Origin of the sequence: Paenibacillus sp. FSL W8-0186 (assembly GCF_037969765.1) — a bacterium.
Classification (GTDB): domain Bacteria; phylum Bacillota; class Bacilli; order Paenibacillales; family Paenibacillaceae; genus Fontibacillus; species Fontibacillus woosongensis.
In genome coordinates this window covers 3,462,976-3,489,418 of the sequence record NZ_CP150207.1, presented here as the reverse complement: position 1 = coordinate 3,489,418, position 26,443 = coordinate 3,462,976, and the positions used below count along the sequence as shown (strand labels likewise).

Sequence of the window (26,443 nt, the reverse complement as noted above, 5' to 3'; positions counted from 1 at the left end):
TTACCTGAGACGGATCGGCACGAATAATAACGAAAGTGGGTGTACTTGTGGCTGAGGTCATTGTGATCGGAGCAGGGCCAGCGGGGGCTAGCGCAGCTTTGTTCCTGGCAAAGGCAGGGAAGGAGACCCTTGTGCTTGATAGCAATACGAGCATGACGAAACGGGCATGGATCGAGAACCATTATGGAGCCAGAGGAATATCCGGTCCGGAGTTACTGCAAATTGGACGTGAACAGGCAGAGAAGTTCGGGGCCAAATTCATCGAAGAGAAGGTAACGGCCATTGATACGAATGGCGGTTCGAAAGTGACCGTGAAGACGGATTCAGGCCGCAGCTTTGAAGCATCCCATATTATTCTGGCTACGGGCGTCCTGACCGATTTGGCCAGCTCCATCGGGCTCGAACTGAAGGAAGGCACGGAGCCGCGGATCAAGACGGTGATCCAGACGGACGGAGCCGGAAGAACGAGCAAGCCGCGGATCTGGGCAGCGGGCACGGCTGCCGGCGTCAGCGTCCATACGATCATTACCGCAGGCGACGGAGCTAAGGTAGCCATCGAATTAATCAGCGAGCTTAATGGCGAACGCTACGTTGACCACGATATACTTAAAAGCGAATAAAGAAATTGAAGCTATCATGTTATTGTTCTAGATGCGGGCTGCCCTGAAGAGGGGGCCTTTTTTTGTTGGTAGAAATGGTCGGTGGTGTACTATAGTATATGCACTTTAAAACACTTTGCTCTGCATCCATGTTTGAGAACTGGAATCGAGTCCGTTATGCTAGAAAGAGAGAACTCGGGTGAGGCCTAAATGGAAAGCAGGTGCAGATATGAACTATAAGACGGCTTTTATATCGATGTTGACCGCCATGCTCGCTCTGCTCGGGACGGGCTGTGCGCCGCAGACTATAGAAGAGCCTCCGGCTCCGGTGGAACATAAGCAAGAGGAACATGACATTACTTTGAAAATCGATGGAAGCACCTTGATCCCTGATGTAACCAGCAGTATTCATTTTGATTATATGGAGGGACTTACCGTACGGCAGGCGCTGGAGAGCCAGTTGATCCAGCTTACGAGTGATGGCAAAGGCATCTTGTCCGTTGGGGATGTAGCGCTGGATACGACTTTGGAATGGGGCGTGAAATTAAACAAGCAGGACCTCAAGCCGGAGGACTGGAACACAAAGCTGAAGAAAGGCGACGTTATCCTGGTCTATGTCAAGACGGTGAGCAGCGAAGGGGATTTGACGGGGCAGCAAGCGATCATATTAACCGTAAATCATGGCGTCGCTAGCGGCGGGGAACGGCTGCAGTTTGTGAAACGGTATGAAGATAACATTACGGTAAGGGATCTGCTGAGAATGAGCGGAATCGTTACATTCAATTTGAACAACAAGCAGATTATCGCGGTAAATGGGCTGCAGCCGGGCATGCATGAAATGTGGGTTTTAAAGGTAAATCATAAAGAGCTTAAGGAGAACGGGCTGGAAATGCGCCTTAAACCGCATGATAACGTGCAGCTGGAGCTGATCAGAATGTAACTTGGTGATTCTGTGCTCTGAGGGATTGTATTTCGCGAGGATTGGACTAAGAATATTGCGCAAGGCCGATCTTCGCGAAATGCAGGCTGCAAGCGGGAAGAAAAGAAAAATGTGACAGTTATTGTGATAATATTCACAATTAATGTGAATGTAATCACAATCTCATTTAAATTTTAATTATATAATAACACCATGAAATGGAAACGAAGGATCAAGTTAAGAAGGAGGCATTCCTCGATATGAACACTCATAAACCTAAACTGGTCGTGATCGGAAACGGGATGGCCGGAATCAGTACAGTCGAACAAATTCTGAAGCTGACAACACAATTTGAAATTACGGTATTCGGCAGCGAGCCGCATCCGAACTATAATCGCATCATGCTCTCTTATGTGCTTGAGGGAAGCAAGACGATCGATGATATCGTGCTTAATGACTGGCAATGGTATGCGGACAACGGTATTACGCTGCACACGGGAACCAAAGTCGTAAAAATTGACGAAACGCACAAGGAAGTAGTGACCGAAGAGGGGATGCGGGTTCCTTACGACAAAGTGATTATCGCGACAGGATCAAATTCATTTATTCTGCCTATTCCGGGCAGCGACAAGCAAGGCGTGATCGGCTTCCGCGATATTGCAGACTGCAATCAGATGCTGGGGGCTGCCAAGACATACAAGAAAGCGGCTGTCATCGGCGGGGGACTGCTGGGGCTCGAGGCTGCCAAAGGGCTTGTACAATTGGGCATGGACGTTACGGTTGTCCATTTGATGGAGGATCTGATGGAGCGGCAGCTGGACCATCAGGCCGCGCTTATGCTGCGCGCGGAGCTGGAGCGCCAGGGCATTAAGTTCAAAATGCAGGCCCAGACGGTCGAGCTGCTTGGCGGTGAGAGAGTGAGCGGCCTTCGCTTTGCCGACGATACCGTGCTGGACGCGGAGTTCGTCGTAATGGCCGTAGGCATCAAACCAAACGTTGAGGTTGCCAAGAACAGCGGTATCGAAGTGAACCGAGGCATCGTCGTTAACGATTACATGCAGACGTCGATGAAGGACGTATATTCGGTAGGCGAGTGCAATGAGCATCGCGGCGTATGCTACGGCCTCGTGGCTCCGCTCTTCGAGCAGGGAATGGTGCTGGCAAAGCATATTTGCGGAGTAGACACCGCCCCCTATGAGGGATCGGTCGTATCAACGAAATTGAAAATTTCCGGCGTGGACGTATTCTCGACCGGCGAATTTATTGACGGACCTGAGCATACGGTCATCGCAAGCAAGGATGATTGGAAGCGCACGTATAAGAAGATCTTGCTGAAAGATGGCATTATGGTTGGCGCTGTCTTGTATGGGGACATCACGGATTCGGCGGAGCTGCAAAAGCTGATCAAACAAAAAACGGCTATGACCGACGAGCTGTACAATACGCTGATGGGCACAGGCTGCTGCGGCAGCGGGGCGAAGAAAGCGGCCACGGTCGAGACGATGTCCGACGATGAAATCGTCTGCGGCTGCAACGGAGTGACCAAAGGAAGTATCATCGACGCAGTTACGAACCAGGGCCTGACGACGGTGGATGAAATCAAGGCCTGCACTGGGGCAACCCGTTCGTGCGGAGGCTGCAAGCCGGTCGTTGAGCAAATTCTGCAATATGTGCTGGGAGACGGGTTCACAACCGCAGCGAAGCAGGGCATCTGCGGCTGCACCACGCTCAGCCGCGACGAAATCGTCGCCGAGATCAAAGCCAAGGGGCTGCAGACGACCAAAGAGGTCATGCATGTTCTCGGCTGGAATGAGCCGGAAGGCTGCTCGAAGTGCCGCCCTGCGCTCAATTATTACCTGGGTATGATCTATCCGGACACCCATGAGGACGAGAAAGAATCGCGCTTCGTCAATGAACGGATGAACGCCAACATTCAGAAGGATGGAACGTATACGGTCGTTCCGCGGATGTATGGGGGCGTAACGACACCGGAGGATTTGAAGAAGATCGCCGACGTCTCGCTGAAATACGACGTTAAGGTAGTTAAAGTGACCGGCGGCCAGCGCCTCGATTTGATTGGCGTGAAAAAAGAGGACCTGCCGAAGGTATGGGAAGAGCTCGGCATGCCGTCGGGGTATGCTTACGCAAAATCGCTGCGTACCGTCAAGACCTGCGTAGGCTCGCAGTTCTGCCGTTTCGGCACTCAGGATTCGATGAGTATGGGAGCGCTGCTGGAACGCAAGTTCGAGCGGATCGACTATCCGGCCAAATTCAAAATGGCTGTCAACGGCTGCCCGCGAAATTGTGCGGAAGCGTGCACGAAGGACATCGGCATCGTTGGCAATGACGGGGGCTGGGAAATTTTCATCGGCGGCAACGGCGGCATTAAAGCCCGCCTGGCGGATTCGCTATGCAAGGTGAAGACGGATGAGGAACTCATCGAGGTATGCGGCGCCGTCATCCAATATTACCGGGAGACGGGCAATTATCTGGAACGCACCTCGGAATGGGTCGAACGAGTTGGCTTGGAGCAAATCAAGGCTGTTGCCGTCGACGATCTGAACCATCGCCGGGATCTGGTAGAGCGCGTCGAGTTCGCCTTGAAACAGGCGGAGGAGCCTTGGAGCAAAATGCTGAATGACCATGACAGCCGCAGCAAAATGTTCCATAGCGTAGAAATGAAGGGATAACGATCAGAGAGGAGAATGGAGATGGGAGCAACGCAGGAGACCATGCACCATGTAGGCACGTTGGATATGTTTATGAAGCAGATCGGGCGGATCGTGGAATTAAACGGCGAGCAAATTGCCGTATTCCGCGATTCCTCCGACCGGATCTATGCCGTTGAGAATAAGAATCCCCACCCAAAGGGCGGACCGCTGGCCGAGGGCATCGTGTCGGGCCACTATTTATATGATCCGCTGTACGATTGGAAGATCGATTTAACGACGGGACTGGTACAAGCTCCAGATACGGGACAGGTAAAGGTATATGAGGTGAAGGTAGAGGACGGCGGCGTATGGATTGGCGCATAGGAAGTTAGTCGCGTCTTCAAACTTGTATGAAAGACGGGAGCAAAGGGAGAGAACTGGTATGTATACACAAAATATTGAGGCCATTATTGAAGCGGCAGTCAAGAAAAGGGATGCGATGCGGGAGAGCCTGCCGAGGTATATCGTATCCGCTTTGCTCGCCGGTGCCTATGTGGGGCTCGGGATCATCCTTATTTTTAGTCTCGGCGCTCCGCTGGCCAAAGCGGAATCTCCCATTCAATCGCTCGTCATGGGGGCATCCTTCGGGATAGCCCTCACCTTGGTCGTCTTTGCCGGCTCGGAGCTGTTTACGGGAAACAACATGTTTTTTACGATCAGTACACTCGCTAAGCGGACGTCGCCAGGCGACACGCTGAAGAACTGGGCGATTGTGTTTCTCGGCAATTTGGCGGGCGCAGTGGCGCTAAGCCTGCTCGTCGTCGGTTCGGGCTTATTCAAGACCGCCGGACCGGAACATTTGATTTTCGCCGCTTCAGCGAAGAAGATGGCCGCCCCGATATCAGAGCTGTTTTTTCGCGGGATATTGTGCAACTGGCTTGTCTGTCTGGCGCTGTGGATGGCGAACCGGGCCAAGGATGACATCTCCAAGCTGGTGCTCATCTGGTGGTGCCTCTTTGCCTTCATTGCCAGCGGCTATGAGCACAGCGTTGCTAATATGACCCTGCTTAGCCTCTCGCTGCTGCTCCCGAACCATCCGGATACGATTTCGCTCGCCGGCTGGCTGCATAATATGATTCCTGTGACGCTAGGAAATATGGTAGGCGGCATTGTGTTTGTAGGCATGGCCTATTGGTTTATCTCCCCAGTGCGTAAGAAAAACGATGTTTCGAAATGAGCAAGCAGCTAGCAGAATAAGACGTCCTGTCAGCCGATCCCGGCTGGGGGGCGTCTTTTTGCTTACATGAAGACGGGCGAAGCCGCTGGTTCATGAAGTCCATAGAAATATCTCCTCTAATAGTGGATTTGTCATCCTTACAGGCCGGAAGCCTTATTTTATAATGAGGGTGCAAAGCAACACTACTCAATTATTTAGGGAGGTCAAACAGTGAGAAAAAGTCTGATCATGATGTTAAGTCTGATTTTTGTAGCCGGCGCTCTGGTGGCGGGCTGCGGAAAAAGCAGCAATTCCGTGGAGCCGGTAAATACGGGCGCCAATGGCGGAAATGCGCAGCAAAACAGCAAAGCGGAGCCGTTTGAGCTGAAAATGCGCCATATCGAAATCGGGGAACCGAATAAAAACCGCTTGGCTCGCTTGGAGGCCGTGAAGAAGAGGATCGAAGAGCAGGTTCCTGGTTTGACGATCAAGCTTGACGGTGTGGACAGCGAAGTTAACCGGAAAGACAAGCTGAGAAGCGAAATGGCTGCAGGCAATCCTCCGGATATTTTCGATGCCTTCGGCAGCCCGGATATCGGCGTATACGCGAAAGAAGGCTTAGTCCTCGACATCGGTCCAATTCTGGATGAGTTGAACTTGAGAGACCGTTTCATCAACTTGGATCCTTGGACATACGATGGCAAAATATACGGCCTGCCAAAAGGCGGATCGATCGAAGGCTATTTCTATAATAAAGAGTACTTTGCTGCAAAAGGGCTGGAAGTCCCGAAAACGCTAGCTGAATTGGAAGCGCTTGCCGAGAAGGTGAAGGCTGACGGCAAGGTTCCTTTCGCCCAAGGTTCCAAGGATGCTTGGGTACCGCTCATGACGACGAATAACCTGTGGGCGTACTATGCCGGAGCCGATTTCACGGCCGGATTCAAGACCGGTGAATCGAAGTGGAATGATCCGAAAATGGTCGAGGCCGTGAGCAAGCATCAGGAATGGGTGAAGAAGGGTTATTTCAAGAAAGGTGAGCTTGGCATCGACTACAATAGCCAGCGCAACCAGCTGCTGACGGATGAAGCCGTAATGATGTACGACGGTTCCTGGGCTTCTTCCGTGTTCAACGACGAGGTGGGCGCTGACGGCAAGAGCAAGTTTGGCTTCTTCGTCATGCCACCGCTGAATGAAGGAGACGGCTTCAGCTCGATGGTTGACTCGAACAACGGCTATGGCTTCTCCGCAAAGGTAGCGGAAGATCCGCAGAAGCTGGAAGCGGTCAAAACATTCATTAAGGTCTTTTACAGCGATGAAGTTCAATTGCAAAGTCTGAAGGAGGACGGTTTGCTTCCTTCCATGATTTTGAATGAGGAAGATCTGGAGGCCAATGCGGCTAATGATCTGGTTAAGGAAATCATTCTGCGCATGAATGAACTAGAGTATAAATGGCCTGCGTTCGATGCCTTGGTGCAGGCTGAGGTCAACACCGAGCTTAGCAGCGGTATCCATCGCGTCATCGAAGGCGTTCAAGATCCGCAGGCTATGCTTGACGCCCTGCAAAAAGTACAAGACGAAGCGAATGCAGCCGGACAATAACAGCGTATATTGACATGTGGAGCACCCCAGCTAATCCAGGTGGTGCTCCTTTTCACAGCACAGCCATGTTGCAACCAAGTAAGAAGCTGGAGGGTTTTCTATGAATAAGGCGATGAGAAGTCCGCTGATGTATGCGTTGTTCCTGATCCCGACCTTTGTCGGTATCGTATTATTTTTTGTTTATCCCGTAATTAATGCCGCATTTTACAGCTTCACTGATTGGAACGGGATTGCCAAGACGTATAACTTCACCGGGTTAGCAAATTATACGAAGTCCATGAGCCAAAACGCTTTTTGGGTGTCGGTTAGAAATAACGGTTTCTTTATTTTGTTTTCTGTTTTTATTCAAGTTCCGCTGATTATCCTATTCTCGCTTTTGATCGCAAACGTCAAGAAGCTGAAGGGGCTGTATAAAACGGCCGTGTTTATGCCTTCCGTCATGTCGACGGCAGTGATCGGTATTTTGTGGGGATTCATTTATGAACCGGATATCGGGCTGTTCAACAATGTGCTTGGACTATTCGGCATCGACAAAGTTTATTGGCTGTCGGACCGGAACTGGGCCATGATCTCCATTCTGATCACGAACGCCTGGCAGTGGACAGGGTTCTATATCGTCATGGTGCTGGCTGCAATCATATCCATTCCGAAGGAGCTGGACGAAGCGGCGATGATTGACGGAGCGACAGGCTTCCAGCGGGCTATGAGGATCACGATGCCGCTTATCATGCCGATCGTGTCGGTTGTCATCATGCTGTCGATCGCCGGAGCCATGAAAGCGGCGGACATTATTATCGTCATGACCAAGGGCGGACCGGCCGGCTCTACCGAGGTGATGGCCACCTACATGCTGAAGCATTCCATCACCAGCTTTAAATACGGATACGGGAACAGCATCGCGGTCTTGATTTTTATTTTTACACTTATCATTACTGCGCTTTATCAAGTCCTTGTAGTGAGAAGAACGGAAAGGATCGAATATTGATGACAAAAAAACTCAAGGGCAGCCTGGCTCATATCCTGTTGATGATTTATTTGCTGGTCATATTGTATCCATTCTTGTTCGTGCTGTTCTCATCGGTGAAGACCGACAATCTGGCGATTGCCCAAAATCCGTTCGGCTTTCCGAAAGAATTCCAGTGGTCGAACTACGTGGAAGCCTGGGTGAATGCGAAAATCAGCACTTATTTTCTGAATAGCTTGTACATTGCTGTCATTGCCGCGGTAGCTACGATCATCATGGCTTCCATGGCCTCCTTCGCGCTTACCCGGATGCGGTTCACGAAGCTTAGCCCGATGCTGTATCAGATCATCATTCTAGGCATACTCATACCGGGAAATGCCTTGCTGCTGCCAATATATAATTTGATGCGCTCGACGAACCTGCTGGATACGCACTGGGCGCTGCTCATCCCCTATGCGGCGAATTCTATCCCGTTTTCGGTCGTCATTTTAACGGCTTTTATGAAATCGCTGCCCAGTGAGATCGAGGAAGCTGCCGTCGTGGACGGGCTTAGATCTCCCGGCATTTTTGCCCGAGTGGTGATGCCGCTAACGGTTCCGGCGCTTGTGACGGTCTTTATCGTTAATTTTCTCGGCAACTGGAATGAATTTTTGCTTGCCAATTACTTTCTGTCCGAGGACTCGCTTAAGACGCTCCCAGTGGGGATGGTAGGCTTCCGTGACGCATTCAGCATTAACTATGCGCAAATGTCGGCCGGAATCGTCTACAGTGTCGTACCCGTCATGGTAATCTATGCCATTCTGCAAGAGAAGATCATTGAAGGTTTGACGGCCGGAGGGGTAAAAGGATAGATTAACAGTAGAACGGTAACGACGAAATGGGGTAATGCTCTGTGGATATCAAGGCGCTGCTCATTGATGACGAGCCTCTTATACTCAATCATTTGAAGAATGCAATTCCCTGGAACGAAATGCAGATCGAGCTTGTCGGGACGGCTCGCAACGGCGTCAAGGGGCTGGAGCTGGTCATGGAATTCGAGCCGGACATCATTCTGTGCGACATCCGGATGCCGCTGATGGACGGCCTGGAATTTCTCCGGGAGATCCGCAGGCTGGGCTATGAGACTGAGGTTATTATGCTGACCGGGTATCAGGAGTTCGAATATGCCCGGCTTGCGCTGCAGCACGGAGTGAAGGACTATATTCTGAAGCCGATCAATTATACAGAACTGGAAGCGGCGATTGGCAAGCTTGCGGATGAAGTCCGCTCCCGCCGGTCGGAGAAGCGCTGTGCGGAGCGGCAGCTGCAAAGGATGATCGGACTCGCGAATGAGAAAATGATGTTCGACGTGCTGATGGGCTTTGCGGCTGACGTGCCCCGATGGGGTTTGGAGGAGGAGCAGGGACGGGAGCTTCAATACGCTCTGTTCCTGGTAGACTTGGACGATTATGCGCAGCGTACTGTGTCCTGGACGGAACAGGAGCGCAAGCTGTGGAATTTTGCGGTGCGCAATGTGCTGCAGGAGGCGATCCCGGGCCAGAAGCCTCATTATACAGTGGTCCAAATGCGCCAGGGGGAGTGGTGCGTCCTGCTGCAATTCGAGCGTTCGGGCAATGCTGCTAGTTCACCGCAGATGCAGGAGTGGGCCCGGGAAATCCAGCGGGCGGTCAAGGACCATATCAAGCTAACGGTCAGTCTGGCTTGGGAGCAGGGGCTCCTGGAGATCGGGGGACTGTCCCAGACGTACATGAAGCTGCAGCGCGGCTTGATGCTGCAAGCGGGCCATGAACAGCTGCTCCCTATGACGGAGGACGCGCTGGCGCGCGATGCGGCTGCGGTGTCGGAATGGCAGCTTGTTGAGGAAATCACTTCAGGTCTGAAAATGTACGACAAATCGAAGGTCGAGCAGGGGCTTGGTCAGTTGAAGGCCAATTTGCCGCATATTTCCGAGCGTTCGGCGCTGGGAATCGAGAAATTTTTGCAATATAGCATTATTCATCTGCTCCGGGAAATGCGCGAGCTTGATTTCATGAACTCCCGGGAAGAGGGGAAGATGTGGCAGCATTTGCAGCACAGCCAGAACGTGAAGGATTTGCTGAACGTGATTTCGGAGCTGGAGAGCCACATCAGGGAGCTTGAGATCAATAAGAAATCCAGCGAGCTGCTGATGATTTCGGCCGGAGAATATATTCAGCGCAATTTGAGTACGGACATTGGGGTCGACGACATTGCGAATCACCTGAATATCAGTTCTAGCTATTTCAGTCATCTGTTTAAGAACCATTACGGGGAGACGTTCGTTGAACATTTGCGAAAACAGCGCATGGAGCTTGCCAAGACGATGCTAAGGTTGACTTCCCGCAGCGTAACCGAAATCGGCGCCCTGGTCGGCTATAGCGACAGGCGTTATTTCTCCAAGGTATTCCAGCGCTATACCGGCGTAACTCCGACCGAGTACCGGGAACAGGAAGAGGCGCGAGGGAGCGGTAATGTGCCGGAGAATGCGGGTGCGGATTCCAACAAGCAGCAAATATAAGTCTCGCAGGAACAGCCTTGCGGCAAAATGAAAAGCAACCTCCTCCCGGCTCGAGATGAGGTTGCTTCCTTGCGTCTTGCCATCATTAAATCCGGCATATTTCGTTGGGGCATAGCTCACAGTGGCAAATGTCCTGCAGCATGACAAGGTCTTTAATAAGGATCATGCCGTTCACATATTCCAGCGCATCCTTCTTGCGCAAGTCGCTGAGCATCCGGTTGACGCTCTCGCGGGTCGCGCCGATCATGTTGGATAGATCCGTATGCGTAATTTTCTTGTTGATCAGAATATTGTCGCCTTGCTTCTCGCCATAGGTATTGCTGAGACGGATCAGGGTGGAGCAAAGCGCTCCCGGCTTGCCGTACATCATCAAGTCGCGGAACTTGGTCTGCGTCAGACGGTGATGGATGCCCATCCATTTCATGAAGTCAATGGCAAAGTCGCAATGCTGGCAGATCATGATTTCGAGATCTTTTTGTTCAATAATGCCGATTTCACTGTCCTCGATGACTTCGGCGGTAAAGCTGTGCTTCGAGCTGAAGAAGGGATCGGCCTGGCCAACCATGTCTCCGCGCCCGTACATATATAGAATAAGCTCCTTGCCTTCGTCCGTGGATTTGGTCAATTTAATGCGCCCTCGCTTAACGAAGAACAGCTTGTCGGAGAAGTCTCCTTCCCAGAACAGATGAGTTCCTTCCGGATACGTCTTGTCTTTCATGGTTACGAGAAGCCGGTTGAAGTTCTGCTCCGTAAAGCAGCTCGTATTCCCACGGGGCGGGGTTGCCGTTGCGAATTGAGTCATTTTTAAATCCCCCTCATGCTCCAAATTTTTCTGAAAATTTTAAATGAATTTAAATTAATTATATACCGAACTTCAAGCTTTGGGGCGGCTTGCAAGGCCGCAAAAGTGTCTAAATTCTAACATTGTGACTATTTTCACTATCTACGCGTCTAAAAACTCATTGCAGAACAGGGCGGTCTATGAAATTAAATTCATGAACCATCGTTGAAAGTACGGAATGAAAAACAAACTATAGAGATGAAAACTTTCATTTCTTTAAAGTTTGTGAAAATATTCACTATACAAACCCAAAATCCTGTGATATGATCGAGGTAACAAAAGAGAAGCTAAAGCTTCCGATGGATAAGCCAGAAAGTGAAAATATTCACAATAGGCAACGCACCCTAGAGAGACTTCCCTGGTTGGTCCATATGAAATTAGGAGGATGAGAGAAATGGCCGTAAAGAACAATGTGACCACGAAGCAGCAGCCTACCGCAGAGGATTACATCCAATCCCTGATCGACAAAGCGAAAAAGGCGACCGAAGCGTTTATGGAATTGGATCAAGAGCAAATTGATAAGATCGTTCAGGCGATGGCGCTTGCCGGCCTCGACAAGCACATGTATTTAGCGAAGATGGCTGTAGAGGAAACTGGCCGCGGGGTATATGAAGACAAGATCATCAAGAATATGTTCGCGACAGAGTACATCCACAACAGCATCAAGTACGACAAGACAGTTGGCGTCATCGAGGATAACCCTTACGACAGCTTCCAGAAAATCGCCGAGCCCGTTGGCATTATTATGGGGATTACCCCAGTGACCAACCCGACATCCACGACGATTTTCAAAGCGATGATCGCGATCAAGACCCGCAACCCGATCATCTTCGGCTTCCATCCATCTGCACAGCGCTGCAGCGCAGAAGCCGCGAAAATTTTGCTGGAAGCTGCGGTCAAACATGGCGCGCCAGCAGACTGTATCCAATGGATCGAGGATCCGTCCATGGACCGTACGAATGCATTGATGAATCACCCTGACGTAGCCTGCATTCTGGCTACCGGCGGCTCCGCGATGGTTAAAGCGGCGTACAGCTGCGGCAAACCGGCGCTGGGCGTTGGTCCTGGCAACGTACCTTGCTTCATTGAGAAAAGCGCTGATCTGGATCAAGCGGTCAACGACCTTATTTTATCCAAGACCTTTGACAACGGCATGATCTGTGCTTCCGAGCAAGCGGTCATTATCGAAGAACCGATCTTCGACCAAGTGAAGAAAAAAATGATTGCGAACGGCTGCTATTTCGTTAACAAAGAGGAAGCTGCCAAATTAACGGCCGGCGCGATCATTGCGGATAAATGCGCAGTGAACCCGACGATTGTGGGTCAGCCTGCTACGAAGATCGCCGAACTGTGCGGCATTGAAGTGCCCGCAGGAACAAAAATCCTGGTAGCCGAGATCGAAGGCGTAGGTCCTAAATTCCCGCTGTCTGCCGAGAAATTGAGCCCCGTGCTCGCCTGCTACAAAGTGAAAACAGCCGAACAAGGCATCGATCGTGCGCTGGAAGTTGTGCAATTCGGAGGCATGGGGCACTCGTCGGTTATCCATTCGAACAATGAAGACATCATACAAAAATTTTCGGACCGCATGCCAACATGCCGGATCCTGGTTAACCAGCCGTCTTCGCAGGGCGGAATCGGGGACATCTATAATACGAACCTGCCGTCGCTTACGCTGGGCTGCGGATCTTACGGACGCAACTCGACTTCGTCGAACGTTACGGCTGTCAATTTGATCAACGTGAAAAGGGTGAATCGTCGTACCGTGAATATGCAGTGGTTCAAGGTTCCAAGCAAAATCTATTTCGAGAAAAATTCGACGCAATATCTGGCCAAAATGCCGGACATCAGCCGTGTGCTGATCGTAACCGACCCGATGATGGTCAAACTCGGATATGTAGAAAGAGTCGAGCATTATTTGCGTCAGCGCCAAACTCCAGTTGCCATCGAAGTGTTCTCGGATGTTGAGCCGGATCCATCGACAACGACGGTGGAACGGGGAACCGAGCTGATGGCTAAATTCCAGCCGGACTGCATCATCGCACTCGGCGGCGGTTCGCCGATGGACGCTGCAAAAGGAATGTGGCTGTTCTATGAATATCCGGATACGGACTTCCATAACCTGAAGCAAAAATTTATGGATATCCGCAAACGAATCTACAAATACCCGCGTCTCGGCCAAAAAGCCAAATTCGTAGCGATTCCTACAACTTCGGGTACAGGTTCGGAAGTGACTTCGTTCGCAGTTATTACGGATAAAATCAACGGCAATACGAAATATCCGCTTGCTGATTATGAGCTGACCCCAGACGTGGCTATCATTGATCCTGAATTCGTATACAGCTTGCCGAAAGTGGCTGTAGCCGACACGGGCATGGACGTTCTGACGCATGCGATTGAAGCTTACGTATCGGTCATGGCGAATGATTATACGGACGGTCTTGCTATCAAAGCCATCCAGCTCGTATTCCAGTACCTGGAGCAATCGGCGTTGACCGGCGACAAGCTGGCCCGCGAGAAAATGCATAATGCTTCGACGCTGGCAGGTATGGCCTTTGCCAATGCGTTCCTGGGCATCAACCACAGCCTGGCGCATAAATGGGGCGGTCAATACCATACTGCACATGGCCGTACCAACGCGATTCTGATGCCGCACGTGATTCGCTACAACGCGAAAAAGCCTACGAAATTCGCAGCATGGCCTAAATACAAACACTTTGTGGCTGACGAGCGCTATGCGGAAATCGCCCGCATCCTGGGACTGCCTGCCCGTACGACGGAAGAAGGCGTCAAGAGCCTCATCAACGCGATCCGCGAGCTGAACAAGAAGCTTGGCATTCCGGCGAGCTTCCAGGAGCTAGGCTTCGATGCGAAGGACTTCGAAGCGCGCGTGGATTACTTGGCTGACCGTGCTTTCGAGGACCAATGTACGACGGCGAATCCGAAGCTGCCTTTGGTCAGCGAGCTTGCGGAAGTATACCGCGACGCATTCTACGGACGCTTTGAAGAGTAAAATCCGGGCTGCCTAAAATTTAAATAATTAGAATATAAGCTGTTCAATAAATAGTGACAAATATCACTCGAAATGTGATATTTGTCACAATCCTTTTGTCCAATCTGGTATATCATAGCAGTATAAAGATCCCTCATACGTTGATGAGTTGAATGGATTCGTATAAATGGTAAAAATGGGCTTATCAGTGTCTGAGTTGTGAAAATTATCACAAATTTTAGGGATCCAAGGGTGCGGGATGTAGCCTTCAACCCCGCATACACTATACAAATGGAGGGAATACAAGATGTCGGTGATTGAAAGAGAAGTACAAGAAGTACAGTCCGCATGGAGAGGTTTTAAAAAAGGGAAATGGATGAGGGAAGTCAATGTTCGCGATTTTATCGACCATAACATTGCCCCTTATCACGGTGACGAAGCTTTCTTGGCAGGACCTACGGACAACACGGTGGCCCTGTGGGACATCGTATCCGATCTAACCAAGAAAGAGCGGGAAGCTGGAGGGGTACTCGATGTTGACGTGAACACGCCATCTACGATTGTTTCTCATGCTCCAGGCTACTTGGATAAGGAGAAGGAACAAATCGTCGGCGTGCAGGGCAGCGCTCCGTTTCAACGTACGATCCATCCATTCGGCGGCATTAACATGGTTTTCAATTCCTGCAAAGCTTATGGATTTGATTTGCCGGAAAGCATTATTGAAATGTTTACGACGATTCGCAAGACGCATAACCAAGGCGTTTTCGATGCATATACTACGGAGATGAGAGCTGCCCGCAAAGCTGGTATTATTACAGGTCTGCCTGATGCTTACGGACGCGGCCGGATCATTGGCGACTATCGCCGGGTGGCCCTTTATGGCGTAGACTTCCTGATCAAACAAAAACAAAATGAACTGAAAAGTCTTGAAGTTGATGTGATCGACGAGGATGTCATCCGGCTGCGTGAAGAGCTGTCTGAGCAAATCCGCGCACTTGGCGAATTGAAACAGCTGGGTGAAATGCACGGCTTTGATATTTCCAGACCTGCGACGACTGCAAAAGAAGCATTCCAATGGCTCTATTTCGCATATCTGGCTGCTGTTAAGGAGCAGGACGGCGCGGCGATGTCCCTTGGACGCGTATCATCCTTCCTCGATGCCTACATCGAGCGTGACCTGGCCGAAGGCACGATTACAGAAGTTGAAGCGCAAGAGCTGGTAGACCATTTCGTCATGAAGCTGCGTATTGTGAAATTCCTCCGTACGCCGGAATACAACGACCTGTTCAGCGGAGACCCTACTTGGGTAACCGAATCGATCGGCGGGATGACGGTACAAGGTGCTACCCGCGTAACCAAGAACAGCTTCCGTTTTCTGCACACGCTGTATAACCTGGGACCTGCGCCTGAGCCTAATCTGACAGTGCTCTGGTCTGAGCAATTGCCGGAGGCGTTTAAGAAATACTGCGCCAAAGTATCTATCGAGACGAGCTCGATTCAATATGAAAACGACGATTTGATGCGTCCGATCTATGGCGACGACTACGGTATCGCTTGCTGTGTATCCGCAATGGAAATCGGGAAACAAATGCAATTCTTCGGCGCTCGCGCGAATCTGGCCAAAGCGCTGCTGTATGCGATCAACGGCGGTAAGGACGAGAAATCCGGTGCTCAGGTTGCTCCTGAATTCCCGGCCATCACGTCCGAGTATCTCGATTACGATGAAGTGATGAAACGCTTCAAGCCGATGATGGAATGGCTTGCTAAATTGTATGTAAATACATTGAATGTCATTCACTATATGCACGATAAATACTGCTACGAGCGGATTGAAATGGCCCTGCATGACCGCGACATTCTCCGCACAATGGCTTGCGGCATCGCCGGCCTGTCCGTAGCGGCCGATTCGCTTAGTGCTATTAAATACGCGAAAGTCAAACCGATCCGCAACGAAAACGGCATCGCCGTAGATTTTGAAATTGAAGGAAACTTCCCTTGCTACGGCAACAACGACGACAGGGTTGACCAAATTGCCGTTGAACTCGTTGAGAGCTTCATGGAGATGATTCGCAAACACAAAACATATCGAAACGCAATGCCGACACAATCCGTTTTGACGATTACCTCCAACGTGGTATACGGTAAGAAGACGGGAACAACGCCAGATGGTCGTAAAGCAGGCGAACCGTTCGCGCCAGGGGCTAACCCGATGCACGGCCGCGATAAGAAGGGGGCGCTGGCATCCCTGAGCTCTGTCGCCAAGCTGCCTTACGAGCACAGCCTTGACGGTATTTCCAACACATTCTCGATCGTGCCAAAAGCGCTCGGCAAAGAACCGGAAATCCGCAAGAACAACCTGGTTGCCATGATGGACGGCTACTTTGGCAGCAAAGCCCATCACCTGAACGTCAACGTCTTTGACCGTGAACAATTGATGGATGCGATGGAGCACCCTGAGAATTATCCGCAGCTGACGATCCGCGTATCCGGTTATGCCGTTAACTTCATCAAGCTGACTCGCGAACAGCAGCTCGATGTCATCAACCGCACCTTCCATGGTTCGATGTAATAAAGATAGGGTATGGAATGTAACACATGCAGCCAATTACAGAAAGGGTGACGAAACATGCTTAAAGGTCGCATACATTCATTGGAGACATTCGGAACGGTCGATGGCCCGGGCATTCGCTTCGTCCTCTTCATGCAGGGCTGCTTGCTGAAATGTCAATATTGCCACAATCCCGATACATGGAGCCTGACGGACGGTAAAGAAATGACCCTGGAAGAGGTGCTTGCTGAAATTGAGCCGTACCTCAACTACTATCGGCCGTCAGGCGGCGGGTTGACGGTCTCCGGTGGAGAAGCTACGCTGCAGGCGCCATTCGTGACGGAATTATTCCGTGAAGTGAAGAAGCGCTGGAATCTGCATACAACGCTCGATACGAACGGTTATAATGAAGGCCCGAAAATCATCGAGCTATTGGATGTCACCGACCTGGTCATGCTTGACTTGAAGCATATCGACAACGAGAAGCATATCAAGCTGACCGGCAAGCCGAACGAACGCATGCTGAACATGGCGAAATGGCTGTCTAAGGAAGGCCGCAACATGTGGATCAGATACGTGCTTGTTCCAGGCTTGACCGATGATGAACAGGATTTGCTTGATCTCGGACGCTTTATCGGTGAACTGAACGCCGTAGAGAAATTTGAAATACTTCCGTATCATCAGATGGGCATATACAAGTGGCAGGAGCTAGGCTGGAGTTATCCATTGGAAGGCGTGCCTTCACCGATGGAGGCAGAGGTTCAGCGGGCATACGAGCTGATTGAAGAAGGAAAAAAGCAGACGCTATCCGCGACTTCATAACATCATATGGCTAGAAACGGGTTGTCCCGATCAGCAGATCGCTGATCAGGACGGCCCTTTTTTTGTTTAATCCTCCCCCTGTTGCAGAGAATTATTCCCTTACGAAAGGCAGCTGCCCGGACTATAATAGAGATAGCTTCATATAAAATAGGGGGATTTGCATTCAATGAGAAATCGTTCCATATTATGCCTTATTCTGCTCTTCATCGCAGCGGCCATGCTTGCATCCGGATGCGATAAGGGGAACGAGGACGCCGGTCCGGCAGGGGCGAATGGATCCTCCCTACGAGGGCAGGAAGAAGTTCATGCCGAGCCTTTTGAAGTGACGATTCGACATACGCAGGTGGGAGAGTCCAAGAAATTTCGGCTGGCGATTCTGAAAGACGTCGTTCGGCAGACCGAAGCGGATATTCCCGGTTTGAAAATCCGGCTGGATGGGGTCGATTCCGAGGTGAACCGCAAGGAGAAGCTGCGCGGCGAGATGGCTGCCGGCAAGCCGCCGGACATCTTCGACGTATTTGGCAGCCCGGACTCCGGAATCTATGCGCGGGAAGGGCTGATGCTTGATTTGACCCCGATTTTGGATGAGCTGGGGCTCAAACATAAAATCAGGGGTCTTGAGCCGTATACGCATGACGGAAAAGTTTACGGTTTGCCGGCCGGAGCGTCAATCGAAGGTTTTTTTTATAATAAGGCTTATTTCGAAGAGAAGGGGCTTCATCTGCCAAGGACGCTTGACCAGTTGGAGCAGCTGGCGGAATTCATTAAGGCGGACGGCAAAATTCCATTTGCCCAGTCCTCCAAGGAAGCCTGGGTTCCGCTAATGACGACGAACAATTTATGGTCTTATTTCGCTGGACCCGAGATTACATACGGCTTCAGGTCAGGCACTGCCAAGTGGACCGACCCGGAAGTCGTACGGGCCTTCGAGAAGCATAAGGGATGGGTTGACAAAGGATATTACATGCCTGGCGAGCTGGCCGCGGAATATACCGATATGAGAAATCAAATCATTAGCGGCGAAGCGATCATGATGATGGACGGATCTTGGGCGAACTCAGTTTTCAGAGATCCTGATCAGGCGGGTGATTTAATCGGCAAAATCGGTTACTTCAACATGCCGCCGGAAGCGGAGGGTGACCCATACATCGTCATGAACGACTTTAACAACGGGTATGGTTTTTCAAGCTCGATGGCGGACGATCCCCGTAAATTGCAGACGGTGAAGCGGTTCATCGTGAATTTTTGGACGGAGGAAATGCAGCTGCGGGGGCTGAAGGAGGACGGCGTGCTTCCTGCTCTAGTCATCGATGCCGAACGTCTTGCGGATACGGTGAGCGATCCCTTGCTGCAGGACATTTTTAACGGCGTAGAGCAAATTGATATTTCATATCCTGCCTATGACGCGCTTGTCCAGACGCCGGTCAATGAGGCACTGGGGCTCGGATTCCAGCAAATGCTCAGCGGGGCGGCGGAGCCGGGAGCAATGCTCGAAGCGCTGCAGCGGACGCAGCAGGCAGCGAATACGGAGCTTCCATAAGGACTATTTTCCACTAGGAGACAACCTATGAACTTGAGGATCAAATTGTTGACGGCTTTTCTCGGCCTCGTAATCGTACCGCTATTCATTCTTGGCGTCGTCACGTTTTTCGTCACCTTTCAATCGATCGAGACAAAATACAGCCAGCAGGCTGAATATTCGCTCAAGGCCATCAGCTATAGCATTAAAAAAGTGTTTCAAGAGATGGACAATGTAACGGATAACGGGATCTCCAACGAAATATTCAAAATGGCGCTCATGGCCGAGGATCCCGAATCCCAGAACCTGGTCAGCCAAATTCAATTGAACGAGAACCAGAAAAACTTCCGCTCCCTGCTATATAACCATCCTGCCATCGATTACGCTTTTCTGTACAGTGAGCGGGGATACGGCGAAACCTCGAACGTGGTGACCTTGTTTAACAAGGAGAGCTTCCAGACTCTGCCGTACGAGAAGTTTAAGCTGCATCCCCTGTATGAAGAAGTGAAGGCGCTCAAGGGCCAGTCGAAGTGGATTGCACCTTATGAGTATCCAGAGCTGACGGGTTCTGAAAACGTATTCACACAAATCCGGCTGATCAAGGATAAAAATACGATGAAGCCGCTCGGCATTCTGGCGGTGCAGATCAAGAACTGGGAGTTTGAGCGGATTTTCCAGAATTTGAAGCTGGGCAGCGAAATGAAGGATACCCGTTTTATGCTCGTTAATGACGACGGTCTTGTCCTATACGATCATCAGTCCGAGTTTGACGGCGAGCACATTCAGGAGCATATTAACAAGGCGTTTCTTCCGAATGATACGTATCAGAGCTTCAAGGGAAAGTTCAACGGGCAGGAAAGCATCATTTCTATTTACAATTTGCAAGGTTATCCCTGGAGCCTGATATCTGTAACCTCCTGGAGCTATTTGTCGCAGGAGGTGACGACCTTTGCCAAATGGTTTATCGCCATCCTGCTGACATGCTTGATCACAGCGACGCTGTTCAACGTGCTGTTCATGAACCGGATTACCGGCCATATCGGCAAAATCGTCCGGTTTATGCGCAAGGTCGAGGCGGGGGATTTACAGGCCAGAGTGGAGGAGAAAGGCGATGACGAGCTCTTTTTGCTGCAAAAGGGCTTTAACAATCAAATGAACAAAATCAATGAGCTGTTCGAACAGGTCAAGACGGAGCAGGAGCAGAAGGCCAACGCGGAGCTGCGGGTGCTGCAGGCGCAAATCAAGCCTCATTTTCTCTTTAACACGCTGGAGTCGATCAACGTTCTGGCCATTCAGAACGAAGGGCGGAAGGTGAGCGAAATGGTGCTGCGCCTGGCCAGCATTTTGCGGATTAGCATTCAGGAGAAGGAAGAGATCAAGCTTAGTCTCGAAATCGAGCATTTGTACAGCTATTTGGAAATCCAAAAGATCAGGTTCGACGACTTGTTCGATTATACCATCGATATCCCGGAGGAAATGATGCCGTACCGGCTGCTCAAATTAACGCTTCAGCCGCTCGTGGAGAACAGCATTCAGCACGGCTTCGACGGCATTGAATATCCGGGCCATATCACGATTACAGGATTCCTGGAGGAAGACCGGATGATTCTGCGGATTGAAGACAACGGGATCGGCATGACCGGGGAGCAGCTATCCTCCATCCAGTATGCGGAGCTAGGGCAAGTCCAGTACGATGCGTTGAAGCCTTATCCAAGTCCGGAGAGACAGGGCCTGGGACTGCGAAGTGTTCATGACCGATTGCGTTTGCAGTATGGCCGCAGATTCGGATTGTTCATTTGCTCGGCTCCCGGACAAGGCACGATCATTCAATGCGTCATTCCCAAGCATGGTTTTATTTAATAGTCGATTATATGAAAGCAGGTGTAGAAGATTGGAACTGTCAAATCTAACGTTAGAGCAAAAAATCGGGCAAATGTTTATATGCGGTTTACCCGGAACAGCGGCAGATGAAGGAATTAAGGGGCTGATCGCGGAGCATCACCTGGGCGGTGTCATTTATTTCCGCCGGAACATCGAAAGCGTGGAACAGCTGTCCAGGCTGTCCCGGGAATTGCAGCAGCTGCCCCGCAGCACACCGGAAATTCCCCTGTTTATCTCCATGGATCAGGAAGGCGGGATGGTGGCGAGGCTGGATCATGACGGCGTAAGCCGAATTCAGGGCAATATGGCGCTCGGAGCCGCAAACGATCCGGCGCTGACGGAAAAGGCCGCTGCGCTGGCAGCCAAGGAATTAACCGACCTGGGCATCAACCTGAACTTTGCGCCGTGCGTTGATGTTAATAACAATCCGGCTAATCCGGTGATCGGCGTCCGCTCGTTTGGCGAGGACCCGCTGCAGGTAGCCGAACATGGAGCGGCAGCGATCCGGGGCTACCAAAATCAGGGGGTCAGCGCTACGGCCAAGCATTTTCCGGGGCACGGCGATACAGCCGTTGATTCGCATCATGGTTTGGCTAGCGTGCCGCACAGCAAGGAGCGGTTGTACCGCGTTGAGCTGCCGCCGTTTCGCAAAGCGATTGAGAGCGGCGTCGACATGATCATGACGGCGCATGTCATATTTCCAGCCTTTGAGCCGGACGGAATTCCGGCAACGCTGTCCCGCCGCGTACTTACCGGCTTACTGCGCACCGAGCTAGGATTCGAAGGCGTCATCATCACGGATTGCCTGGAGATGCATGCGATATCCAAAAGCTGCGGCATTGCCGAGGGCGCCGTACGGGCCATCGAGGCCGGAGCGGACATCGTCCTGGTCAGCCATACGCTGGAGGAGCAGGTGCGAGCGATTCAATCAGTGCTCGCTGCTGTGCAAAGCGGACGATTAAGCGAGGAACAAATCGATGAATCCGTGAGGCGTATTCTGTCCTTGAAGCAGAAGCGCATCGGCGTTGTACAAGAGAGCTCGCCGCCGGAGCCCTGCAGCCGCCCGCTGACGCCCAAGGAGGAGAGCGAACCGCTGCTGCGGCAGATCGCAGAGCGCAGTGTGACGCTCGTAAGCGATGCAAGCCGCAATTTGCCTCTAGACGGAGCGGAGCCTGTACTCGTCATCTGGCCGGAGCTGCGCCGCCGGACTGAGGTGGATGAGCCAGCTGTGCATCGTTACACGCTGGCCGATGCGATCGCTCCTTATGCGGAGGAAGTGACACTGGTTACCGTAGGCACTTTTCCCGATAGCGGCGAAATTCGCGGTGCGATAGAACAGAGCAGGAATTTCAGGCAGATTATCGTGCTTACTTACACCGCGGAAGGAGAGGTCTCCGAAGGGCAAATTTCCTTAATTCAGGGATTGAATGAAATTCATGGTTCTAGTATTATAGTTGTATCTACGCGGAATCCATATGATATCAATTTTTTTCCTGAAATCGGAACCTATTTGTGCCTATACGAGAACCGGCAATATTCGCTTGACGCGCTTGCCAAAGTGCTGTTCGGGCAGCTTCGCCCGCAGGGCAAGCTTCCGGTAGGCCTCAACCCTCAGTTCCCGATAGGACACGGCCTGTAACCCTGGAGCATCATTTTAATATGGCACTAATTACCTACTAAACCGGTATAAGTCCGTATTACATGACGGATTTTACCGGTTTTTGCGTGTCCGTGCGATAGGAGCAGCAACTTTTCCTATAAAACCGCGTTAAATAATAAGTGTACAAGTGACAGTATTATTCAAATGGGAGTAGAAGGAGTCAAGCAATGAATTTGAAAAAAATGGTCCTCACCACCGTATCCATAGCTTCATTTGTGACCATGGTTCTACCTGCTAGTGCGGCAGAGACCGTACATGGAAGTATTCTAAGCACGGAGGATATCAAGGCAGAACAAACCAGCATCGCAACCGAATGGCAGGATGCTCAGACGAGCATAACCGATCAGGAAAACCCGGAGGCTGAAGGAACCGGCTCAGGCAGCAAGGAAGAATTCCCTGCGGCAAACGGTACGGTGCAGCCGACGGAAACCAAATCTGCACCGGAGAGCCAGCAGACCAGCGTTGTCGCAGCGGGGACGGCGAATGGGGCAGCAGATTCCGGTGTCAGCCAGCTGGTTTTGATGATGAATAGCAACAAAATGTATCAGAACGGCAAGCAATACTTGGCACCGCATCCGATGACGGTCAAGGACGGAGTTTCGTACATCTCTATCCGGGCGATCGTAGAGCGGACGGGCTTGAAATTATCCTTCGACAATAAAACCAAAGAGACGATCATCCGGCGGGGCGGCGACGAGCTGCGCTTCAAGCTGAACAGCAAGACCTATAAAGTGAACGGTGCCGTCAAGTCAATGAAAGGGCCCTCATATTCTTCTAACGGCGTATTCTTGGTTCCGTTAACCTCTATTACGCAAGCGCTTGGCATCCCCTATACGGTCAACCAGCAGGAGAAGAAGGTCGTTCTCAACCTGTCGACGAAGCCGGTCGCCGCATTCAGCATCGGCAACCCGGAAATTTTCGCAGGCGAGACTTTGGTGCAGTATATCCCTAGCGCATATTCCCCGAAAGGACTGCCGATTGTGGAGGAGCAGTGGGAGGGGCGCGAGGAAGTCTTTATGTATCCGGGCAGATACGTGGTCAGTTACCGTGTCAAGGATTCCAGCGGACAATGGAGCGATACGTTCTGGCTAACCGTGACGGTGAACAAGCCGCATACGCCTCCGGTCGCTGATTTTACTACGAATAAGGATACCTATAAGATCGGGGAATTCATTTCTTACACGGATTATAGTACGGACGAGGATAATGCGATCGTATCGCGCGAATGGCTCAACAATGAAATGGCTTTCTTCACGCCAGGGCCGAAGACGATCCGCTTGACTGTAAGGAATAAGTACGGGCTGTCCTCGACGGTCGAGAAGACGATTACGATTACGGAAGAGATATTGTATACGAGGGACGAATTCTACAAGATTTATACTCCAGTCGGCAGCAAATACTCGTTTGACGGTACCAAGATTCCCACTTGGACTAAGGTTCCTTACCAATATGATACGGAGCCTGTAACACTAATTCGCAGCAACAGCCCGGAGACGGTCTATTCCGAAGGCATCCTCTACCGGGAATCGGCGATCGGAAATACAAGATTCATGCTGCATCATGTAAACTCAACGAGGAAAAACGTCAAGATGTACGTCGTAGCCACAAACCGCGGCACGGAAACCGCGCGCTTAACTCAGACGAGCTTAGGGATGGGCGGACCTACGAAATACGCGACTGCTTCCGGCAAAATGTCGGTTCAGCGCTATTTTGAATCGATGCAGTACGGCAATAAGTTTAAGGACGTCTGGCTGTCTCCTGGACAAAGCAAAGTTATATTTACAGAACTCAGCTCCAGCATAATGAGACAGGGAGATGTTGTATCCCTGTTCGCCGACTTATACAGCGATCAGACGATTCAATATCACGTCATCATGCTTTCGACGACTAGAGATCCTATTAATGCCCTGCAGAATTTGTCCGTATTGCCTATGGATAACCACAACCGGGGAACATATTTCGATGCGACAAGAAACATCCGGTACGGCGATCTTCTGGGCCTTACGCCTGCCCGTCTGATGATCGGCGACAACTCGCAGGACCCTTATCTCGTCGGCAGGGACGGTGCGACAGGGACGTATCAAATGAACGCGGGCAACTTCGGCGTGCTGTACCGGATCAAGCTCTACCGGGTCGCTCCCCGGACGCTGATCACGTTTAATCCCCGGGGCGGGCAATACGATGGGGTGATTATGGTGAATGGCCGGATCGTCCAGCTTCCTGATACGAGCGGTTTGAAGGCCCCCCACGAGGCGGCCGTGCTGTACCGGACCGGAGACCTCGAGGAGACGGTGGAAATGCTGTTCACTGCAGCACCGGGCAGCAGCTTGTCCGTTAATCTGTTATTCCAGCCTTTACCTGAAATCAAGCACTAATCATTTCATATCCTGTACCGTTCAGGGCAGGCCGGACCAAGCAAGGTCGGGCTTGCCTTTTTTGTTGCTGTGTTGAGAGATCGTGGCGAGCTGGGCGGGCCTTCATTGACGCTGCTGTTTTTTTCGGGCATTATTAGTAGAGACGCATGCATAACGCAAGTTCAGACGGGAGGTATGCACATGCTGTCGAGTGAACAAATCATCGGGGTCATGTCCGCCCGAGGGCTGCGGATTACGGATCAGCGCAGAACGCTGGCCAAGCTGTTTGCAGAGCGTGACGGATATTTAACGCCGAAAGACGTTTATGAATATATGGAAAAAATATATAGCGGCCTCAGCTTTGATACAGTGTACCGCAATTTGCGGGTGATGGAGGAACTGGGGGTATTGGAGCAGATCATGTTTGAGGACGGCCTCAAGTTCCGGGCCAGCTGCAGCGAGGGGCATCATCATCACCATATGATCTGCCTGCAATGCGAGCGGACGTATCCGATCCATTTCTGCCCCATGCCTTTGACGGACGCGCCTGAGCAATTCCAGGTCGTGAAGCATAAGTTCGAAGTGTTCGGCTACTGTAAAGACTGCCGCCGCGAGCTGAACGACGAGCGGCTGCCTCAGAATAGCGGGACGTCCTGAAGATGGGCATCGTTCGCAAAGCGGTTAAAGGCCCGATCATTTTCTACCGGAAGTTTATTTCTCCGCTGAAGCCGCCGACCTGCAGGTTTTACCCGACCTGCTCCGCCTACGCTCTGGAGGCGATCGAAGTGCACGGCCCGGTGAAAGGGTCCTGGCTCGCAGCCAGACGAATTGCCCGCTGCCATCCTTTTCACCCTGGCGGGATCGATCCCGTTCCTCCAAGAAAATCACCGATTCCGGAGCAGGGAGGCCAGCTTAACGACGGGAGCTCGTCATGAGGCCTAGCCAGCGGCCCAGGACCGCTTGACAGAGGCATGGTCTTTTTCTAAGATAGAAGATAAACACATGAGCTGCTTGATCATGCATGATATCATTCCGACGAACGGATAAGTACAGAGAGGGATTCAGTGACAGAGAGCCGGGGGAGCTGCAAACCGGTCTGAATCGGCTTTGGAAGATGGTCCGGGAGGAACTGCTTTCGAGCCGTCTAGGCGGGGGAATAACCCCGGTCATCGGTAAGGGGGCGGCGCGGAATCCGGCGTTAACGGAGGGTCGTTAAGACCGACAGAGCCTGCCGTCTGCGAAGACGCAGGGAATTTGGGTGGTAACGCGTGAGTCATCTCTCGCCCCATACGGGGTGGGAGTTTTTTTGTTTGCGTTGCTTTCGATGATGTTTCGATGATGAAGG

Annotated in this window: 20 protein-coding genes; 19 read left to right on the top strand and 1 reads right to left on the bottom strand. The window is 51.4% G+C overall.

The genetic code is table 11. The features are described from left to right. Positions 1-47: 47 nt before the first annotated feature. The 9 genes from MKX50_RS15770 to MKX50_RS15730 all read left to right on the top strand — a co-directional run bounded on the left by MKX50_RS15770 (position 48) and on the right by MKX50_RS15730 (position 10,484). Complete coding sequence (locus tag MKX50_RS15770) at positions 48-620, top strand: FAD-dependent oxidoreductase (RefSeq protein ID WP_213590487.1); 573 nt, start codon at positions 48-50, stop codon at positions 618-620. Between the two features lie 208 nt (positions 621-828). Further along, positions 829-1,539, top strand: a complete 711-nt coding sequence (locus tag MKX50_RS15765) for a hypothetical protein (protein ID WP_339157340.1) — start codon at positions 829-831, stop codon at positions 1,537-1,539. A 239-nt stretch (positions 1,540-1,778) separates the two neighbouring features. After that, the gene (nirB, locus tag MKX50_RS15760; protein WP_339157339.1) at positions 1,779-4,208 is read left to right on the top strand and encodes a nitrite reductase large subunit NirB; all 2,430 of its coding nucleotides are present in this window, start codon (positions 1,779-1,781) and stop codon (positions 4,206-4,208) included. A gap of 21 nt (positions 4,209-4,229) precedes the next feature. Continuing rightward, complete coding sequence (gene nirD, locus MKX50_RS15755) at positions 4,230-4,553, top strand: nitrite reductase small subunit NirD (protein WP_155610239.1); 324 nt, start codon at positions 4,230-4,232, stop codon at positions 4,551-4,553. A 58-nt stretch (positions 4,554-4,611) separates the two neighbouring features. Further along, entirely contained in the window at positions 4,612-5,406 is a 795-nt protein-coding gene (locus MKX50_RS15750) for a formate/nitrite transporter family protein (RefSeq protein WP_213590490.1), read from the top strand. Between the two features lie 210 nt (positions 5,407-5,616). Continuing rightward, a complete protein-coding gene (locus tag MKX50_RS15745) occupies positions 5,617-6,984 on the top strand; it encodes an extracellular solute-binding protein (protein WP_213590491.1) in 1,368 nt (455 codons plus the stop codon). A 100-nt stretch (positions 6,985-7,084) separates the two neighbouring features. Continuing rightward, complete coding sequence (locus tag MKX50_RS15740; protein ID WP_155610237.1) at positions 7,085-7,969, top strand: sugar ABC transporter permease; 885 nt, start codon at positions 7,085-7,087, stop codon at positions 7,967-7,969. After that, complete coding sequence (locus MKX50_RS15735) at positions 7,969-8,799, top strand: carbohydrate ABC transporter permease (protein WP_155610236.1); 831 nt, start codon at positions 7,969-7,971, stop codon at positions 8,797-8,799. Before MKX50_RS15740 ends, MKX50_RS15735 begins: the two co-directional genes overlap by 1 nt. Positions 8,800-8,840: 41 nt before the next feature. Then, a complete protein-coding gene (locus tag MKX50_RS15730; protein ID WP_213590492.1) occupies positions 8,841-10,484 on the top strand; it encodes a response regulator in 1,644 nt (547 codons plus the stop codon). A gap of 85 nt (positions 10,485-10,569) precedes the next feature. Here MKX50_RS15730 and MKX50_RS15725 read toward each other — a convergent pair whose 3' ends face one another. Then, the gene (locus MKX50_RS15725) at positions 10,570-11,286 is read right to left on the bottom strand and encodes a Crp/Fnr family transcriptional regulator (RefSeq protein WP_155610235.1); all 717 of its coding nucleotides are present in this window, start codon (positions 11,284-11,286) and stop codon (positions 10,570-10,572) included. A gap of 433 nt (positions 11,287-11,719) precedes the next feature. Between MKX50_RS15725 and adhE the strand changes: the two genes are divergently transcribed. From adhE to MKX50_RS15675, 10 genes are all read left to right on the top strand, one after another. Continuing rightward, positions 11,720-14,335 (top strand): bifunctional acetaldehyde-CoA/alcohol dehydrogenase, encoded by a 2,616-nt coding sequence (adhE, locus tag MKX50_RS15720; protein ID WP_155610234.1) that lies wholly within the window; start codon positions 11,720-11,722, stop codon positions 14,333-14,335. Between the two features lie 286 nt (positions 14,336-14,621). Continuing rightward, a complete protein-coding gene (gene pflB / locus MKX50_RS15715; protein ID WP_339157338.1) occupies positions 14,622-16,883 on the top strand; it encodes a formate C-acetyltransferase in 2,262 nt (753 codons plus the stop codon). Between the two features lie 57 nt (positions 16,884-16,940). Beyond that, complete coding sequence (gene pflA, locus MKX50_RS15710) at positions 16,941-17,684, top strand: pyruvate formate-lyase-activating protein (RefSeq protein WP_339157337.1); 744 nt, start codon at positions 16,941-16,943, stop codon at positions 17,682-17,684. Between the two features lie 166 nt (positions 17,685-17,850). Beyond that, positions 17,851-19,224: an extracellular solute-binding protein gene (locus MKX50_RS15705; protein WP_213590495.1), complete on the top strand. Its 1,374-nt coding sequence runs from the start codon at positions 17,851-17,853 to the stop codon at positions 19,222-19,224. Positions 19,225-19,251: 27 nt separating this feature from the next. Beyond that, positions 19,252-21,063 (top strand): sensor histidine kinase, encoded by a 1,812-nt coding sequence (locus MKX50_RS15700; protein WP_339157336.1) that lies wholly within the window; start codon positions 19,252-19,254, stop codon positions 21,061-21,063. Then, positions 21,050-22,723, top strand: coding sequence for a beta-N-acetylhexosaminidase (gene nagZ / locus MKX50_RS15695; RefSeq protein WP_339157335.1), 1,674 nt, complete (start codon positions 21,050-21,052; stop codon positions 22,721-22,723). Before MKX50_RS15700 ends, nagZ begins: the two co-directional genes overlap by 14 nt. Positions 22,724-22,911: 188 nt before the next feature. Next, positions 22,912-25,119 carry a stalk domain-containing protein gene (locus tag MKX50_RS15690; protein ID WP_339157334.1) on the top strand — a complete coding sequence of 736 codons (2,208 nt, stop codon included), beginning with the start codon at positions 22,912-22,914 and terminating at the stop codon, positions 25,117-25,119. 180 nt (positions 25,120-25,299) lie between these two features. Beyond that, positions 25,300-25,755, top strand: a complete 456-nt coding sequence (locus tag MKX50_RS15685; RefSeq protein ID WP_213590499.1) for a Fur family transcriptional regulator — start codon at positions 25,300-25,302, stop codon at positions 25,753-25,755. Between the two features lie 2 nt (positions 25,756-25,757). Next, the gene (gene yidD, locus MKX50_RS15680) at positions 25,758-26,033 is read left to right on the top strand and encodes a membrane protein insertion efficiency factor YidD (protein ID WP_213590500.1); all 276 of its coding nucleotides are present in this window, start codon (positions 25,758-25,760) and stop codon (positions 26,031-26,033) included. 86 nt (positions 26,034-26,119) lie between these two features. Further along, positions 26,120-26,314 carry a hypothetical protein gene (locus MKX50_RS15675; RefSeq protein WP_339157333.1) on the top strand — a complete coding sequence of 65 codons (195 nt, stop codon included), beginning with the start codon at positions 26,120-26,122 and terminating at the stop codon, positions 26,312-26,314. Positions 26,315-26,443 lie beyond the last annotated feature (129 nt).